The 16,132-nt window shown below is 35.5% G+C and carries 17 protein-coding genes and 1 pseudogene; 16 read left to right on the top strand and 2 right to left on the bottom strand.

Going from position 1 to position 16,132, the window contains the following annotated elements; all coding sequences use genetic code 11:
• The 6 genes from ACQ76T_RS20540 to ACQ76T_RS20515 all read left to right on the top strand — a co-directional run.
• On the top strand, positions 1-1,339 hold a 1,339-nt coding region (locus tag ACQ76T_RS20540), incomplete at its 5' end, for an RHS repeat-associated core domain-containing protein (RefSeq protein WP_431345098.1).
• A gap of 1 nt (position 1,340) precedes the next feature.
• A complete protein-coding gene (locus ACQ76T_RS20535; RefSeq protein WP_431345097.1) occupies positions 1,341-1,688 on the top strand; it encodes a hypothetical protein in 348 nt (115 codons plus the stop codon).
• 436 nt (positions 1,689-2,124) lie between these two features.
• The gene (locus ACQ76T_RS20530) at positions 2,125-2,703 is read left to right on the top strand and encodes a HupE/UreJ family protein (RefSeq protein WP_431345096.1); all 579 of its coding nucleotides are present in this window, start codon (positions 2,125-2,127) and stop codon (positions 2,701-2,703) included.
• A 68-nt stretch (positions 2,704-2,771) separates the two neighbouring features.
• Positions 2,772-5,159 carry a M1 family metallopeptidase gene (locus tag ACQ76T_RS20525; RefSeq protein WP_431345095.1) on the top strand — a complete coding sequence of 796 codons (2,388 nt, stop codon included), beginning with the start codon at positions 2,772-2,774 and terminating at the stop codon, positions 5,157-5,159.
• A gap of 55 nt (positions 5,160-5,214) precedes the next feature.
• Entirely contained in the window at positions 5,215-5,937 is a 723-nt protein-coding gene (locus tag ACQ76T_RS20520; RefSeq protein WP_431345094.1) for a hypothetical protein, read from the top strand.
• A 170-nt stretch (positions 5,938-6,107) separates the two neighbouring features.
• Entirely contained in the window at positions 6,108-6,242 is a 135-nt protein-coding gene (locus ACQ76T_RS20515) for a hypothetical protein (RefSeq protein ID WP_431345093.1), read from the top strand.
• 72 nt (positions 6,243-6,314) lie between these two features.
• On the opposite strand, the gene ACQ76T_RS20510 is transcribed toward ACQ76T_RS20515, so the two are convergent.
• Together ACQ76T_RS20510 and ACQ76T_RS20505 are read right to left on the bottom strand one after the other, a co-directional pair.
• Positions 6,315-7,013, bottom strand: a complete 699-nt coding sequence (locus ACQ76T_RS20510; RefSeq protein ID WP_431345092.1) for a LytR/AlgR family response regulator transcription factor — start codon at positions 7,011-7,013, stop codon at positions 6,315-6,317.
• Positions 7,006-7,974 carry a sensor histidine kinase gene (locus ACQ76T_RS20505; protein WP_431345091.1) on the bottom strand — a complete coding sequence of 323 codons (969 nt, stop codon included), beginning with the start codon at positions 7,972-7,974 and terminating at the stop codon, positions 7,006-7,008. Before ACQ76T_RS20505 ends, ACQ76T_RS20510 begins: the two co-directional genes overlap by 8 nt.
• 295 nt (positions 7,975-8,269) lie before the next feature.
• Between ACQ76T_RS20505 and ACQ76T_RS20500 the strand changes: the two genes are divergently transcribed.
• The 10 genes and pseudogenes from ACQ76T_RS20500 to ACQ76T_RS20455 form a co-directional block, all read left to right on the top strand.
• A complete protein-coding gene (locus ACQ76T_RS20500) occupies positions 8,270-8,962 on the top strand; it encodes a DUF2490 domain-containing protein (protein ID WP_431345090.1) in 693 nt (230 codons plus the stop codon).
• Positions 8,941-10,275 (top strand): CitMHS family transporter, encoded by a 1,335-nt coding sequence (locus ACQ76T_RS20495; protein ID WP_431345102.1) that lies wholly within the window; start codon positions 8,941-8,943, stop codon positions 10,273-10,275. Before ACQ76T_RS20500 ends, ACQ76T_RS20495 begins: the two co-directional genes overlap by 22 nt.
• A 43-nt stretch (positions 10,276-10,318) precedes the next feature.
• On the top strand, positions 10,319-11,530 hold the full coding sequence (locus tag ACQ76T_RS20490; protein WP_431345089.1) for a cation:dicarboxylate symporter family transporter: 1,212 nt from the start codon (positions 10,319-10,321) through the stop codon (positions 11,528-11,530).
• Entirely contained in the window at positions 11,517-12,308 is a 792-nt protein-coding gene (locus ACQ76T_RS20485) for a TerC family protein (protein WP_431345088.1), read from the top strand. Before ACQ76T_RS20490 ends, ACQ76T_RS20485 begins: the two co-directional genes overlap by 14 nt.
• A gap of 115 nt (positions 12,309-12,423) precedes the next feature.
• Positions 12,424-12,702, top strand: a complete 279-nt coding sequence (locus ACQ76T_RS20480; RefSeq protein WP_034696138.1) for a co-chaperone GroES — start codon at positions 12,424-12,426, stop codon at positions 12,700-12,702.
• Positions 12,703-12,744: 42 nt separating this feature from the next.
• Positions 12,745-13,101: a four helix bundle protein gene (locus tag ACQ76T_RS20475; RefSeq protein WP_431345087.1), complete on the top strand. Its 357-nt coding sequence runs from the start codon at positions 12,745-12,747 to the stop codon at positions 13,099-13,101.
• Between the two features lie 66 nt (positions 13,102-13,167).
• Positions 13,168-14,793 (top strand): chaperonin GroEL, encoded by a 1,626-nt coding sequence (gene groL / locus ACQ76T_RS20470; protein ID WP_431345086.1) that lies wholly within the window; start codon positions 13,168-13,170, stop codon positions 14,791-14,793.
• Between the two features lie 133 nt (positions 14,794-14,926).
• Entirely contained in the window at positions 14,927-15,415 is a 489-nt protein-coding gene (locus tag ACQ76T_RS20465; RefSeq protein WP_431345085.1) for a hypothetical protein, read from the top strand.
• Positions 15,412-15,768: a hypothetical protein gene (locus tag ACQ76T_RS20460; RefSeq protein ID WP_431345084.1), complete on the top strand. Its 357-nt coding sequence runs from the start codon at positions 15,412-15,414 to the stop codon at positions 15,766-15,768. The genes ACQ76T_RS20465 and ACQ76T_RS20460 overlap by 4 nt, the downstream gene beginning before the upstream one ends.
• A gap of 65 nt (positions 15,769-15,833) precedes the next feature.
• Positions 15,834-16,070 (top strand): annotated as a pseudogene (locus tag ACQ76T_RS20455) (TCP-1/cpn60 chaperonin family protein); the annotation flags it as partial.
• Between the last annotated feature and the right edge of the window lie 62 nt (positions 16,071-16,132).

Raw genomic sequence — 16,132 nt, 5'->3', positions numbered from 1 at the left:
TTACCTTGATGGATTTCAATATTATCATAATGAATCCAGCAATAATGGCGGAGGTGGCGGTCTTGAAGAACTTCGTATGATCACAGAAAAGTTGAAATATGCTTATGAGCAACAGGCTTTCTCACTTGAAAATACTGCCAATCCTCCTTTAGAAACATTAAAAACTACTGCAAAAACACCTCAATTAATGTTCTTTCCCACAGCAGAAGGATTTTATGATTACGGAAAAGATCAGTATATTTACCAGTATAAGGATCATCTGGGAAATACAAGAATAAGTTTTGGAAGAAACAGCGTAGGCGCTCTTGAAATCACAGATTCCAATGATTATTATCCATTTGGAATGAACCATCTGAAGACAGGAAATGCTTTCTTTGGACAGGGTACTTATAAAAACTACAAGTACAATGGTAAGGAGTTACAGGAGACGGGAATGTATGATTACGGTGCTAGGTTTTATATGCCGGATTTAGGTAGATGGGGAGTGGTGGATCCGCTGGCGGAAACTTCAAGAAGATGGAGTCCTTACAATTATGCTGTCAATAATCCGATAAGGTTTATAGATCCCGATGGAAGATCAGAATCAGATTGGTTTAAAAACTCTTTAGGCCAAATGGAGTTTAGAGATGATATAAAAAGCCAGCAAGATTTAACAGATAAAGGAGTAAAAGGAACTTATGTAGGAGAAACAGCAAAAGAAGGCGATTTAAGCTATGCAGCAGACGGATATATTTATGACGAATCTTCTGGAGGAAAACCAATTGCTGACGGAAGAGTTTATGATGTTGGAGAAGTTGTACTTAATAAAACCAAATGGTGGAACAGTCCATTTGCTAGATTTTTAGTTCCAGATAGATTTGGGATTACCCAAGGCGGCTCAGTTGGCGGTGGTGCAGAAATTGGAACTAGTATGGGACTTGAAGTAATAACCAGAGGTAAAGATGCCGGGGTTTACTTTGATCCAGGAAACACTTTAAGTTTAGGTGTTGCTTTTGGGGCAGGAGGTGAAGGTAATCTTTCATTTTTTAGTAGTACCTTTACCGGAAAAGTGTCAGATATGAGTTTAAATTCTGTTGTAGGAACTGAAGCATATGTAAATGGATCACTTGTTTCTGTAGTAGGAGTCACTGGTAGTGTTGCTGTTTCTTTTGATCCCAATCCTAATAATGGTCCGGTAGCGGGAAGATGGGTTACACGTTCAGTTGGAATTGCAGCAGGAGCAAAAGGTTCTGCAGGAGTAGGTGTAACAATCTCTAATACGAGAGTGGGTGTTGGTTTTGATGGTAAAATTAGAGTTGCTGATTACACAGGAGCAGTAACAGGTAAAGGATCATATTAATATGGAATTAAATAAAAAAAATATTGCTATACTTATAATAATTATTGTCATAGGTATACTATTTGCATTTTTTTGGAATATAAATAAACAAAACAAATTTTATAATTCTGAATTAAAAGGAATCATTGAAGAAATAAAATCTAACAGGAAATTTGAGAACTCAAAAATAGCTAAATTTGTTGGAGATAAGGATTTTAATTACACTTTTTGGATTTATGCCCCCGGTAAGGATGATCTAAAAATGGGAGATTCAATTTATAAGGCAAAAGGCTCTGAGGATTATCTTATATATAGAAAAGATCGCTTTGGAGAGTATGCTTTTTATAAGACGTTAAAAAATAAACCATAATTTCTTGTTACAGTATCATTTTTTTATGTGCTGAAGTTATAATAGCAAAACCACTACTATTGAGTAGTGGTTTTTTGTTGTAAAAGGTTTCTATTTTGTATATGAAAAGCTATATATTTATTTAGAAAACAATAAGTATATTTACCCATATAAAAATCAGTTTTGGGAGAAATAATGCAGATGCTCTTGAAATCATAGATGCTAATGATTATTATCCATTGGGGAGACTTACAGAATCATCTAAGAATCGGATGAAGACTACCTCTTTTAATAGAAAAAGCCACGAGAATATAACTTCTATCTCTAATCCAAAAGTGTAAAAACATAATCCTAAAAAATTGTTATAGCATTTCAAAAAACTTTCCTCACATATGAAATGTTTACTTTTGTGACAAATTTTAACAAAATATTCAAAACCTAACAATCTACTATCAAAATGCAGGATTTTCTACTTTATTTAAACCTTGGATGGGAACACATTATCTCGCTAGATGCTTTAGACCATCAGCTGTTTGTTCTTGCCTTGATTGCAGTTTATTCTTATAATGACTGGAAAAAAATTCTGATCCTTGTTACTGCTTTTACAATTGGACATTCTATCACATTGGCTTTAAGCATTCTGGATGTATTCAGAGTGCCATCAGACTGGGTGGAGTTCCTGATTCCACTGACTATTGTGCTGACCTCTTTGGATAATATTATCATGAAAAACCAAAAACAGACTCTCATGCGGGCCAATTATTATCTTGCCCTAATTTTTGGTCTTGTACATGGGATGGGATTCGCCAATACGGCGAGAGTAATGATTGCCAAAAGCCAGAGTATTGCATTTCCACTTTTGGGATTTAATATTGGGTTGGAATTGGGACAAATAGCTATTGTTTTTGCAATTTTAGTCGTTTTATTTATTCTTCTTAACCTTTTTAAGGTCAACAGAAAAGACTGGATTCTCTTTGTATCTTCTGGTGTATTTGCTTTATCTCTAAAAATGACTTTGGAAAGAATTCCTTTTTAAGTGTGAAATATTTTCATGATTTCAACAGCTTATTATTATCTTTGATCATTAATAAATCATTTTCGGTTATGAAACTAAAAGTTGTTATACTTTCACTTTCTGTATTTGCATATACAGGTTTCACCGCACAAAATATTCAGAATAACCCAGGCAGCAACCATGGAAATAAGTTTGAGCAACTGGGAACTATTCTACCAACACCCAACATCTATAGAACAGCTTCGGGAGCACCCGGACACGGCTACTGGCAAAATAGGGCCGATTACAACATTACCGCTTATCTGGATGAAGACAAAAGAAATCTCAAAGGTTCGGAAACAGTTACTTATTACAACAATTCTCCTGATGATCTGGATTATATCTGGCTTCAGCTTGATGAAAACGAACATTCAAGTATTAGAAATGCAGGATATGACAAGTCATCTGTCCTTCAACCTTCAACCACGGATCAGCAGCTAAAAGTTACAGAGCTTCCTGCTAAAGACAATGGTTATGGAGTAAGCCTTGAAAAAGTAACGGATGCTTCAGGTAATACTCTGAAGTATACTGTTAATAAAACCATGATGCGTATTGATCTTCCAAAAGTTTTGAAGAAGGGAGAAAAGTTTGTTTTCAAAGTAGACTGGAATTATAATATTTCCAACAGGATAAAAATGGGCGGCCGCGGAGGTTATGAAAACTTCCCTGAGGATGGGAATGATCTCTACACAATGACCCAATGGTATCCGAGAATGTGCGTTTACAGCGACTTTCAGGGATGGCAGAATCATCAGTTCACCGGAAGAGGTGAATTTGCTTTAGTTTTCGGAGATTTTAAAGTTTCCATGAATGTTCCTGCCGATCATATTGTAGGGGGAACCGGAGAATGTAAAAACTATGATCAGGTATTAACTTCTGATCAGCTTTCAAGGTATAAAAAAGCAGAAAGTGCTTCTGAGCCTATTGAAATTGTAACATTGGACGAAGCTAAAAAAGCAGAGAAAAATCATTCAAAGCAAAGAAAAACATGGGTTTTTGAAGCGAAAGACGTACGTGATTTTGCATGGACTTCTTCCAGAAAATTTGTCTGGGACGGAATGCGTGTAACAATCCCTGAAAACAATAATAAAGTAATGGCAATGAGCTTCTATCCAAAAGAATCTTATGGTCTTTACAGAAAGTTTTCCACAAAAGCGGTGGCTCATACTATCAAAACCTATTCAGAATTCACAATTCCGTATCCTTATCCTGTTGCTCAGTCTGTAGAAGCGGCTAACGGAATGGAATATCCAATGATCTGTTTCAACTTCGGAAGAACTGAAAAAGACGGGACTTATTCTGAAGGAACTAAAAATGGAATGATTGGTGTGATCATTCACGAGGTTGGGCACAACTTCTTTCCAATGATCATTAATTCTGATGAAAGACAATGGGCATGGATGGATGAAGGACTCAATACCTTCACAGAATATCTTACAGAAGAAAAATGGGATAATAAATTTCCTTCCAAAAGAGGGCCGGCATGGACGATTGTAGATTATATGAAGCTTCCGAAAGATCAGCTGGAGCCTATCATGAGCAATTCTGAAAATATTGTTCAATATGGTCCGAACGCGTATTCAAAACCTGCTACAGGATTGAATATTCTTCGTGAAACAATCATGGGAAGAGAACTTTTCGATAAAGCATTTAAAACATATGCTAAAAGATGGGCCTTTAAACATCCTGAACCCGCAGATTTATTCCGTACTATGGAGGATGCAAGTGGTGAAGACCTGGACTGGTTCTGGAGAGGATGGTTCTACGGAACAGATCCCGTGGATATTGCCATTGATAAAGTAACGGTAGCCGTTCCAGACCTGAATACAAACCCTAAAGCTGCTGCTGAAGTAAAATATCAGGTAGAGAAACCTTTGGTGAACAGCTTTGAAGATCTTTCAAAAATCAGAAACAGAGAAGATAAGAATATTAAATTCTATGTAGACGGAGATAAAGAGCTTCAAGATTTCTATTATAAATATGACAGAGGACAGGAAAAGGTTGACAATTCAAAAGAGTATGTTACCAAAACTGAAGCTGGTCTTCCTTTAGATGCTAAGGAGAAAGAGAAATTTAAAAATATAACCGCTTATCAGATCGATTTTGCCAACAAAGGAGGTTTGGTAATGCCAATTATTCTTGAGTTCACTTTTGAAGATGGCTCAAAATTATATGATAAATCTTCTGCACAGATCTGGAGACTGAATGAGCAAAAAGTTTCCAAAACCTATTATTTTGATAAAAAACTGAAATCTATTCAGCTGGATCCGATGAGAGAAACTGCTGATATTGATACTAACAATAATTTCTGGAGCAGTACAGGATCAACAAGCGAGACTTCGAAATTCCAGCTCTTTAAGCAAAAACAGGAAGCTGGTTCTGTAAGAGGAGGTTCTAATGGAAAAGTAAATCCGATGCAGGCAGCAGGAAAAAGTTAATAATCAAAAGGTTGTAACTTTAACCAACAAGGCACTACTTATTAGTAAAAAGATCATGAGAACATTTTTTCTACTTTTACTACTAAGCAGTGCCCATTTTTTTTCACAGAATCTGCTGACTCCTAAAAATTCAGGGATGGATTCAAAATTCATTAAAGACGAAATTTCTGAGGCTGTATGGTATGCTGAAAATGCCGGAGCAAAAATAGAAATCGGAAGCATCATTACAGAATTCAAAAAACTGAACAAAACGGATCTTCTCATTAAGACTACTGTAAAAATGAAACAGGCTCCGGATGCCAAATGGACGGATTCTACACTTGTAAAAATCAAAAATTTTGATCCTATCTATCATTCTTCTTACAATACGATGAGAGATATGGCACTCCAATCTGAGAAAAACAAAGTCACCGGATATTATCTTGACAAGAAGTCTCAGAAAAAAGATATTATTGATATTCCTGCCACTCAATATTTCGACAGTAGCAGCTATGCAATGCTGATACGATTGCTTCCTTTAAAAGAAAACTATACAGGCGAGATTTCCATCTTTGATTATAACCCTAAATCTGAAAAAAAAGGAATGATGAAGGCTTATATTCTGGATACTCAAAAGTCAGAGTATAAAGGAAAACCAGTCTGGATAGTAAAAACAACTGATGACATCAGCAACAAAACCACCACCACAACCTACTATATTGATACTGCGACCCGAAAGATCGTTAAGCAGGACATGGACCTGAACGGTAGAAAAATGCTGTTAGAAATGATCAAATAAGAACAAAAATTAGCAATTGATAATCATAGGTTTATATCAAATAAAATAATTTAAAATATATCACAAACAAAGGAAAAATTATTATATTTGAAGTACAAATCAACACCAAATGTCAAAAACCCTGATTGACTTTAAATACTCAGGAATTGTACAAACAAAAATGATTAACTATGAAAAATGCTAAACTGCTAAGCAGAGATGCTCAGAAATCAATTAAAGGCGGAGCCCCAGGACGTTTCTGCTGTGAATACAATTACAAAGGCCAGTGCAGTCTTTGGATTGGACCGGGAGAATCTTGTCCATAATAGAACTCACTGAATAAAAATCTAAAAAGGCTGTCTTACAGGTCATATTGTTTGACTTTTGAGGCAGCTTTTTTAATTTAAATGGGCTTTTAAATTCTTTTTATATGTTCTCCCCAAAGGAAGCTCTTCTCCGTTTTTTAAGAAAACATGACCTGAATTATAGGAATTGATATGTTCTGATAATACAATATAAGACTTATGAATTCTGATAAACCCGAAATGCTGAAATTTCTCCTCAAAATTGGACATTCTTTCCAGGATCATATATTTTTTCAAAGGTGTCATCAGCACAATATATTCCCCGAATCCCTGTATCCAGAGGATATCTTTAAGAAAAACTTTGTTCATCACATAATTGGATTTAAACATAATATAGTCTTCCTGCTGCTGGCTGGCCGCAGAGTTTTTAAACTGAACAAAATCTCTTGCTTTATTGACTGCCTTTTTGAAAGTATCAAAATCTACAGGCTTTATAAGATAATGAACAACATCCAATTCAAATGCTTTCACCGCATATTTTGTTTCCAGCGTAAGAAAAATACACAGCGGCGGATCAGGAAGTTGCTGCAAAAGCTCTACTCCATTTATCCCAGGCATATTGATGTCGAAAACAACAAGATCTACTTTATTGGCTCTCAAAAATGCCAGCGCTTCTTCCGGCTTCTGAAATGAAGCCAGAAGTTCAACTTCTTCAAGCTGATCACAATATTGTTTTACAAGCTGTAATGCAGGATATTCATCATCTACATTTACGATAGTCAGATTAGCCATGGATAATAATTGTTAAAGCAATTTTATATTGATCATTTTCTTTCGGTCCGGAATAAAATTCATACTGATCAGGATAAAATTTTTCCAATATATGAATAATTGCTTCATTACCCAATCCGTGATAATTGGATTCTATCTGACCCATTTTACTTTTTCCTACAGAATTTATAATTTCAAAATACAATTCAGAACGCTCAATGTTACAGAATAATTTGATAAAACCGTGAGCATCTTCACCTATTGCAGAATGTTTTAAAGCATTTTCAAATAACGTAAGAAGTATTGCAGACGGGATTTCAGCAATGTCAAATTCTTCCTGATCCTCGATATCCATCACAATATCAAGCTGATTATTATATTTAAGCTGATACAAAGCTGCAAGGGCTTTCAGTGAAGAAAACTCCTGGGAAACCGTTACTTTTTCTTTTCCACTGTCATAAATAATATATTTCAGAAGCTTACTTAACTGTAGAATAGAATCAGAAGTTTTTTCAGAATGGGTAAAACTGTTGGCATATATATTATTAAGTGTATTCAGCAAAAAATGGGGATTCAGTTTAGATTTAAGCAAATCCAGATAAAGCTGATCTTTCTCCTCTCCAAGGCTGATTACATCTTGTTCTATTAAAAATTTGTCTTTTGTAATTCCCAAAAAAGAAGCCACCAGAATAATGACACCCTGCGAGATATATACATTATATAGGAAGCCAATATGATATCCTTTTTCACTGAAATCTATCTGAAAAACCGCCGGCTCCCATAAAATCCTGAAAAGGCTAGATACTAAAAAACAGATTAAAGCATAGAGAATAAACTCCGGATACTTGTTGGATAAATAGAAACGGGGAACCAAATAATAGTACACCAAATAATAAATTCCCACATTGAAAATTGTGTTCAAAATAATGCTCATTACCAACTGAGTGGAATCCAGGAAGTAGTTTTCGGTGAAATAAGTCATCAAAATGAAGATAAAAAGGAAAAATATATGTTGAAACCTCAACAGAAATTTCCAACGGTACTTCATAAGACTTCCCAGAATCCTACCATTAAATAAAACTCTGATAATCAATAATATAATTATAAAATTAATGATTAAAAACATACTCCACACCTAATTTTGACACACGTCAAATATAATATCTTTTTGTCGCAAAATGCAGTTCGTTGAGAAAAACTGTCATTGATTGAAAAAATCCGCCCCCCCTCTTTTGAATAAATATATTTGAGAAATCACAATATTAATCAAATATTACATGAAACTTAATATACAATTAACCCTTATTTTATCATTTTGCCTGCTAAGTAGTTTTTTTCACAGTCAGAGTAAAGACAATTACAATATGTGGTTTCAGTATCTCATGTCGGCAAAACTTACGGATAAAAGTACCTTAACAGCGCTTACCCAATACCGTTCTTTTGATCTGGCTTACGACACCAGGCTTTTCCTTGTGAATGCTTATGTAGACTATGAGGTGGCGGAAAATATAAGACCTGCAGCAGGAGCCATGTTTTTGATTCTCGAATCTTATAATACCGATGGTTCTAAAAAGATAAGATATGAAAAAAGGCCTTTCCAACAGGTAACCGCTGAATATTTTATTGGAAGAACTTCCATTTCCAACTGTCTTAGAGTGGAAGAACGCTTCCTCAGCAACCCTGATGAACTGGAGGTAAGAATCCGATATCTGATCTCTGTCAGAATTCCTTTCAGCAAAAAAGGAGAGAAAGAAAAACTCTATGGTATTCTTAAAAACGAAATAAGAATGAATATAGACAAAGAAGAACCTTTCGACAGCAACCGTATCACAGCGGGCCTTGGAATAAAAGTCGGGAAAAACTCCGCCCTGGAACTTGCCTTTATCAACCAGATGGAAACCAAAAAAACAAGTAATTACGGGTTTATAGGTTTCAGAAACAGTTTCGACTGGAGAAAAAAGAAACAATAATAACCTCATTAACATTATACTATACTATGCTTACATTTCTTGGTTTTTTAATGATTTTCATCTTCATGATCCTTATCATGAACAAAAAGATGACTCCTCTCACTGCTTTGGTTCTTGTCCCAGTTCTTATTGCTGTTGCAGCAGGATTTGGGCCCGATCTTGGAAAAATGATGAAAGATGGAGTAAAAGAAATAGCGCTTACGGGGGTTATGCTAATTTTTGCCATCCTGTATTTCAGTCTGATGATCGACACCGGGCTTTTTGAGCCACTTGTGAATGCCATATTAAAGGCTGTAGGAGATAATCCTGTAAAAACAACCATCGGAACCGCCCTTCTTACCACTTTGGTTTCCTTGGACGGTGATGGATCTTCCACTTATATTATTGTAGTAGCTGCATTACTCCCGCTTTATAAAAAACAAGGTATGAATCCTTTAGTTTTAACCTGTATCATTATGCTGGCGGGCGGTATTATGAATATTCTACCTTGGGGAGGGCCTACTGCAAGAGTGATGAGTTCTCTCAAATTGGGACATACAGAAATATTTGTTCCTATGATTCCGGTTATGCTGATCGGGTTGGTATGGGTATTTTTTGTTGCCTATATTTTGGGAGTACGAGAGAAAAAAAGAATTGCTAAACATGGGAAATACAGTAAATACAGCGGACAGGATATCGCAGGCGAAAACGACCCGGCATTAAGACGACCAAAACTTATTATTGTCAATCTGATCCTGACCATCGTTCTGCTTGTCGTTATGATTCTGGATATTATCCCTTTGGGAATTGCTTTTATGATTGCGTTCTGTATTGCTTCCCTAATCAATTATCCTAAATTGAAAGACCAGCAGAAAATTATTTCAAAACATGCAGGAAATGCTTTATCGGTAGCAGGAATGATCTTCGGAGCCGGAATTTTCACAGGAATACTGAATGGAACCGGAATTATGAATGCTATGGGAAACAGTATTATCAGTATTATTCCTAAAACATGGGGCGGCTATCTGAATGTAATCACGGCTATATTCAGTGTACCATTGACTTTTTTCCTGACCAATGATGCTTATTATTTCGGGATATTACCTGTCATCACAGCAACAGGCAGCCAGCTGAATATTCCTCCTGATATTTTGGGACGTGCCAGTCTTGTAGGACAGGCTTCTCACTTATTAAGTCCGTTGGTACCATCTACTTATTTATTGGTTTCACTGGCAGGAGTTGAATTCTCTGACCATTTGAAATTCACTTTAAAATGGGCTATCGGATCATCAATTGTAATGTTGCTGAGTGCCTTAGCTCTTGGTATTATATAAGATTATATCTTTGAATTTTGTAATCTTACCTTATAAAAAATGAATGATGAAACCTTCTAAGCAAAAAACGTTTACAGACTCTTATTTAAGAAACCTTACTCTGTATGTATTCACAGCGATTATCTGTGGAGCATTAACCGGTTATTATTTTCCGGAAGTCAGTAAACATCTGGAGACAGTAAGCAGTTACTTTTTCACGCTTCTTGAAGTTTTGATCATTCCTGTTATTTTTATTGCAGTAACTTATGGGGTAAGCTACATTTTCAGCACCAAAAATGCTTTTAAAATTGTAAGCCAGATGGTTGTTTATTTTTTAATCATCACTTCTGTAAGTATTTTTCTGGGAATCGGTTCCGGATTACTTTTAAAGCCAGGTGCCAATACGGGAATTATTATTTCTTCACATAAGGCGCTTCCTGAAAGATTTTTAGCCCAAACGTCTAATCCTTTACATATCAGCAATTATGTACTTTTTCTTTTAATATCAATAACTGCAGGTATCCTGATTGGTCTTTCAAAGAAAAAGAATAACATTCTTAAGGCTATAGACATGGGAAGAAATCTGTTTTTCAAACTGATCAAGTATGTTTACATCTTTCTTCCCATCGTCATTTTCTCTAATATCGCTTATGGAATTTCTGTATACGGAATTAATACTTTGCTGCCATTAAGTAAGATTGTTGCCACAGTATATCTCACCTGTGTATTTTTTATTTTCGGGATATTAGGTGTTATAACAGCTTACTTTAAGATTAACCTTTGGGATTTTCTGATCAGTATCAAAGAAGAAATCATTCTTGTGGTAGCAACTTCGTCGTCAAAGACGGCCTTTCCTATGATTTTCGACAAAATGGAATCACAGGGCTACGACCGGAAGATTCTTCGCCTTATCATTCCTCTTGGGTACAATTTTAATCTGGCCGGGGCTTGTATTTATCTTTCTATTTCATGTATTTTCCTGATCCAGTTTTATAATATTCCGCTTACGATAACAGATTATTTCTGGCTTTTCATCACCATTTCTATTGCTTCAAAAACTGCTTCGGGAGTTCCCGGATCGGGTTTCCTTGCATTGATGTTTACTTTAAGCAGGTTTGGAAAAATCCCGACTACAGATCTTGCCCTTTTATACAGCATAGACCGCTTTATGAATGAAGCCCGATCGGTCACCAATTTCATTGGCATTTCAGTTTCTGCCGCCATTATTTCAAAACTTAACCAAAATACTATTTCTTTAAAAAATGATGTTTCCTGATTTTACTCATCTCTTCAATGACCTATTAGAAAACCCGGCAAAATCTATCGCCATTATCGGTAATCTGATCCTAATCGAAAGCCTTCTCTCCGTAGACAATGCAGCCGTATTGGCAACCATCGTGATGGATCTGCCCGAACACCAAAGAAAAAAAGCCTTGAAATACGGAATTATCGGTGCGTATGTATTTCGTGGATTGGCTCTTATTTTTGCTTCCGTACTGATTTCCGTGTGGTGGCTAAAACCACTGGGAGGATTGTATCTGATCTATATCTCCTTCGATTGGTTCATCAAAAAAATAAAAAATACAAATGATGAAGAAAATCAGGAGGAAAATCCGGACAAAGAATCCAGTTGGCTGTATAAAAATTCAATTGGCTTGTTGGGACAGTTCTGGGCAACGGTTGCTATTGTAGAAGTCATGGATCTTGCTTTTTCCATAGATAATGTTTTTGCAGCAGTAGCTTTTTCGGATAATTTACTTTTGATTACCATTGGCGTTTTTATAGGAATTTTGGCGATGAGATTTATTGCGCAGTGGTTTGTTCGTCTGATGCAGGTATTTCCTTTCCTGGAAACTGCCGCTTTTATTGTAATTGCCATTTTAGGAATTAAACTAAGTTTATCATTATATGAACACTTCTACCCTGCTACAATATTTGCTCAATTTTTAGCCAGCCATACTATGGAAATTTTAGTTTCCGCCATTACCGTTCTTTTGTTTGTTGTTCCTGTAGCAACAAGCTATCTCTTTGGATTTCCAGCGCGCAAAAAATAATTTTTCTGCCAAAATTTCACATTCCTCAATAAAAGTCTGCCATTTCAGCCGTCCCCGTCTCATGGCATACATTTAGAGAATTATAACACAGAAATAATTAAAAAATAAATATATTATGTCAGTAAACTTTAAACCATTGGCAGACAGAGTTCTGGTAGAGCCAATCGCAGCAGAAACTAAAACAGCTTCAGGAATCATCATCCCGGACACTGCAAAGGAAAAGCCGCAAGAAGGTACTGTAGTAGCAGTAGGTCCTGGTAAAAAAGATGAGCCTACAACAGTTCAGGTAGGTGACAAAGTTCTTTATGGAAAATATTCAGGTGCTGAATTGAAGTTGGAAGGTAAAGATTATTTGATCGTAAGAGAAGCTGATTTATTAGGAATTATTGGATAAGCTTCTGGCTATTGGCTTCTGGCAAATGGCCTTTTTGCAATTATGAGAGACTTTAAGAAATTCGAAGTTTGGCAATTAAGCCACCAAATAACTTTAAAGATTTATACTTTAACCAAAAGCTTTCCGAAAGAAGAAATTTTTGGATTGTCCTCTCAAATCAGACGATCATTTGCATCCATCGGATATAATATTTCTGAAGGCAGCGGTAGAAATTCAGATAAAGAATTTGCCCACTTCATCAATATTGCTCTTGGGTCCTCCAATGAAGCCGAAAACCAATTAATTCTAGCCAAAGATCTGGGATATATCAATGAAAGTGATTATCAGAATACTCTGGAAGAATTAACTATACTAAAAAAGAAGCTTGTCACACTGTGGAATAAGCTAAAAGTAAACTAAAATTAAAATCAAACCGCGATCTAGTAAAGCCAAAAGCTAACCGCTAGTCGCCAAAAGCTAAACAACATGGCAAAAGAAATAAAATTCGATATTGAATCAAGAGACGCTCTAAAGAGAGGAGTTGATGCATTGGCTAATGCAGTAAAAGTAACTTTAGGTCCTAAAGGAAGAAATGTAGTAATCGAAAAATCTTTCGGTGCTCCACACGTAACTAAGGATGGTGTTTCTGTTGCAAAAGAAATCGAACTTGAAGATAGAGTAGAAAATATGGGAGCGCAAATGGTAAAAGAAGTTGCGTCCAAAACTAATGATATCGCAGGAGACGGTACTACTACCGCTACTGTATTGGCACAGGCTATCGTAAGAGAAGGTCTTAAGAACGTAGCTGCCGGTGCTAACCCAATGGATCTTAAAAGAGGTATTGACAAAGCGGTAACTGCTGTTGTTGAAAACCTTAAAACTCAGTCTCAGGCTGTTGGAGATTCTACAGATAAAGTAAAGCAAGTTGCTTCTGTATCTGCTAACAATGACGAAACTATCGGTGCTTTAATAGCTGAAGCTTTCGGAAAAGTTGGAAAAGAAGGTGTAATTACTGTAGAAGAAGCTAAAGGTATCGATACAACGGTAGATGTTGTAGAAGGTATGCAGTTTGACAGAGGGTACCAGTCACCTTACTTCGTGACTAACCCTGAGAAAATGTTAGCTGAACTAGAAAACCCATATATCCTTTTAGTAGAGAAGAAAATTTCTTCAATGAAAGAATTACTTCCAGTTCTTGAGCCAATTGCACAAGGTGGTAAGTCTCTATTAATTATCTCTGAAGAAGTTGAAGGTGAAGCTTTAGCTACTTTGGTTGTAAACAAATTAAGAGGTTCTCTTAAAATTGCTGCTGTAAAAGCTCCAGGATTCGGAGACAGAAGAAAAGCAATGTTAGAAGATATCGCGATCCTTACAGGTGGACAGGTGATCTCTGAAGAGCAAGGTTTCACTATGGAAAACATCTCTTTAGATATGCTTGGAACTGCTGAGAAAGTAACGATCGACAAAGACAACACAACGGTTGTAAACGGTGGTGGTGACGAAGCGAAAATCAAAGGAAGAGTAGCTCAGATCAAAGCTCAGATGGAAACTACAACTTCTGACTACGACAGAGAGAAACTTCAGGAAAGATTAGCTAAGTTAGCTGGTGGTGTTGCTGTACTGTATGTAGGTGCTGCTTCTGAAGTAGAAATGAAAGAGAAAAAAGACAGAGTTGATGATGCACTTCACGCTACAAGAGCAGCTGTTGAAGAAGGTATTGTTGCAGGTGGTGGTGTTGCTTTAGTAAGAGCAATCAAATCATTAGACAGCATCTCAGGAATCAACGCTGATGAAAATACTGGTATCAAAATCGTTAAGAGAGCGATCGAGGAGCCATTAAGACAAATCGTTGCTAACGCAGGTGGTGAAGGTTCTGTAATCGTTGCTAAAGTAGCAGAAGGAACAGGTGACTTCGGATACAACGCGAAAACTGACGAGTATGTTCAAATGCTTGAAGCAGGAATCATTGACCCAACTAAAGTAACAAGAGTTGCCCTTGAAAATGCAGCTTCTGTTTCTGGAATGCTTCTTACTACTGAATGTGTTATCACTGAAGTGAAGAGCGCTGAACCAGCTATGCCAATGGGTGGTGGAATGCCAGGAATGATGTAACAACGTGTCGTTGAGACAAATTTAATATATAAACCGTTCTACTTTTGTGGGGCGGTTTTTTTGTTCGCACTCAACAAACATAATTATGTAAATTTGTATGGTATAATTATTAAATTAGTTTAAATTTTAACGAATGGCTGAATTGGCAGATATTTTAACTATTATTGGTTTTTTAATAACTATATTAACCTTCCTTAAGGTCATAAATAATAGTAAAGAAATTAAAGAATTGAATAAAAAAAATTTCTTTATTAATCGATTACCTGAAAATTTACATGACCTAAAAAAGTCAAGCTCCAAATTATCTGTTTTAATATCTCAAACAGATAATAATAAAAAAGAAATATTAATTGAAATTTCAGGGCTTTCACCGATTCTTAAATCAATAAAACGATCACTTAAAAAGGAAGATTTAGAACATTATAATTTATTAAAAGAAGAAGTAGATAAACATAAAAAAACTTACATTTCAATTGATGATGTAGCTTGGATAAGAAAACTTACTAAGAATTTTAATTTATTAGAAGAAGCTTATATTGATAAGACATACAGATATTTATCAACATTAATTACTGATATTGAAAATATGAATAAAGATTATAAAAAAGATTTGCTAAAATGAGAAATAAAAATTTAGAATTTATACTTGCTTTAATAAAAAAAACGAACAATAAAGAAATTATTTGGCAAATAGTGAATCACCAAATTTCTTTACCATACGAAGAAAAAATAACTAGTAAAATTTATAAAACTACAATTCAAGGTAAACATTTCCGATTGTTTGAATACCAATATAAGCATTACACTGATGAAGATGAATGGCTTTGGGTTCAAAGAAAAAAGATAGAATTAATTGATAATGAAAACGAAAAACTATATGAATTTAATTATGAGTATTCTATAAATGATTTATTTGATGCTGTTACAAGACAAACATCTGGAATAGAAGATTTTTTAAATGACTTTTTAGAATAGTCTTTTTTATATAACATCTATAAAACTACAATCTGTAAAGTATCCGAACTTTATCAGTAAATAAAGTAATCCCTTTAAAACATACTCAAAAGCCTTTTAACTTCGGATACAACGCTAAAACTGACGAGTATGTTCACATGCTTGAAGCAGGTATCATTGACCCAACTAAAGTAACAAGAGCTACCCTTGAAAACGCAGCTTCTGTATCTGGAATGCTTTTAACAACTGAATGTGTAATCACTGAAGTGAAGAGCGCTGAACCAGCTATGCCAATGGGTGGTGGAATGCCGGGAATGATGTAGTAGCGTGTCGCTAAGACAATTTAATATATAAACCGTTCTGCTTTTGTAGGGCGGTTTTTTCA

Source organism: Chryseobacterium sp. JK1 (assembly GCF_050632815.1).
Classification (GTDB): Bacteria; Bacteroidota; Bacteroidia; order Flavobacteriales; family Weeksellaceae; genus Chryseobacterium.
This window is presented reverse-complemented; position numbering and strand designations above follow the sequence as displayed.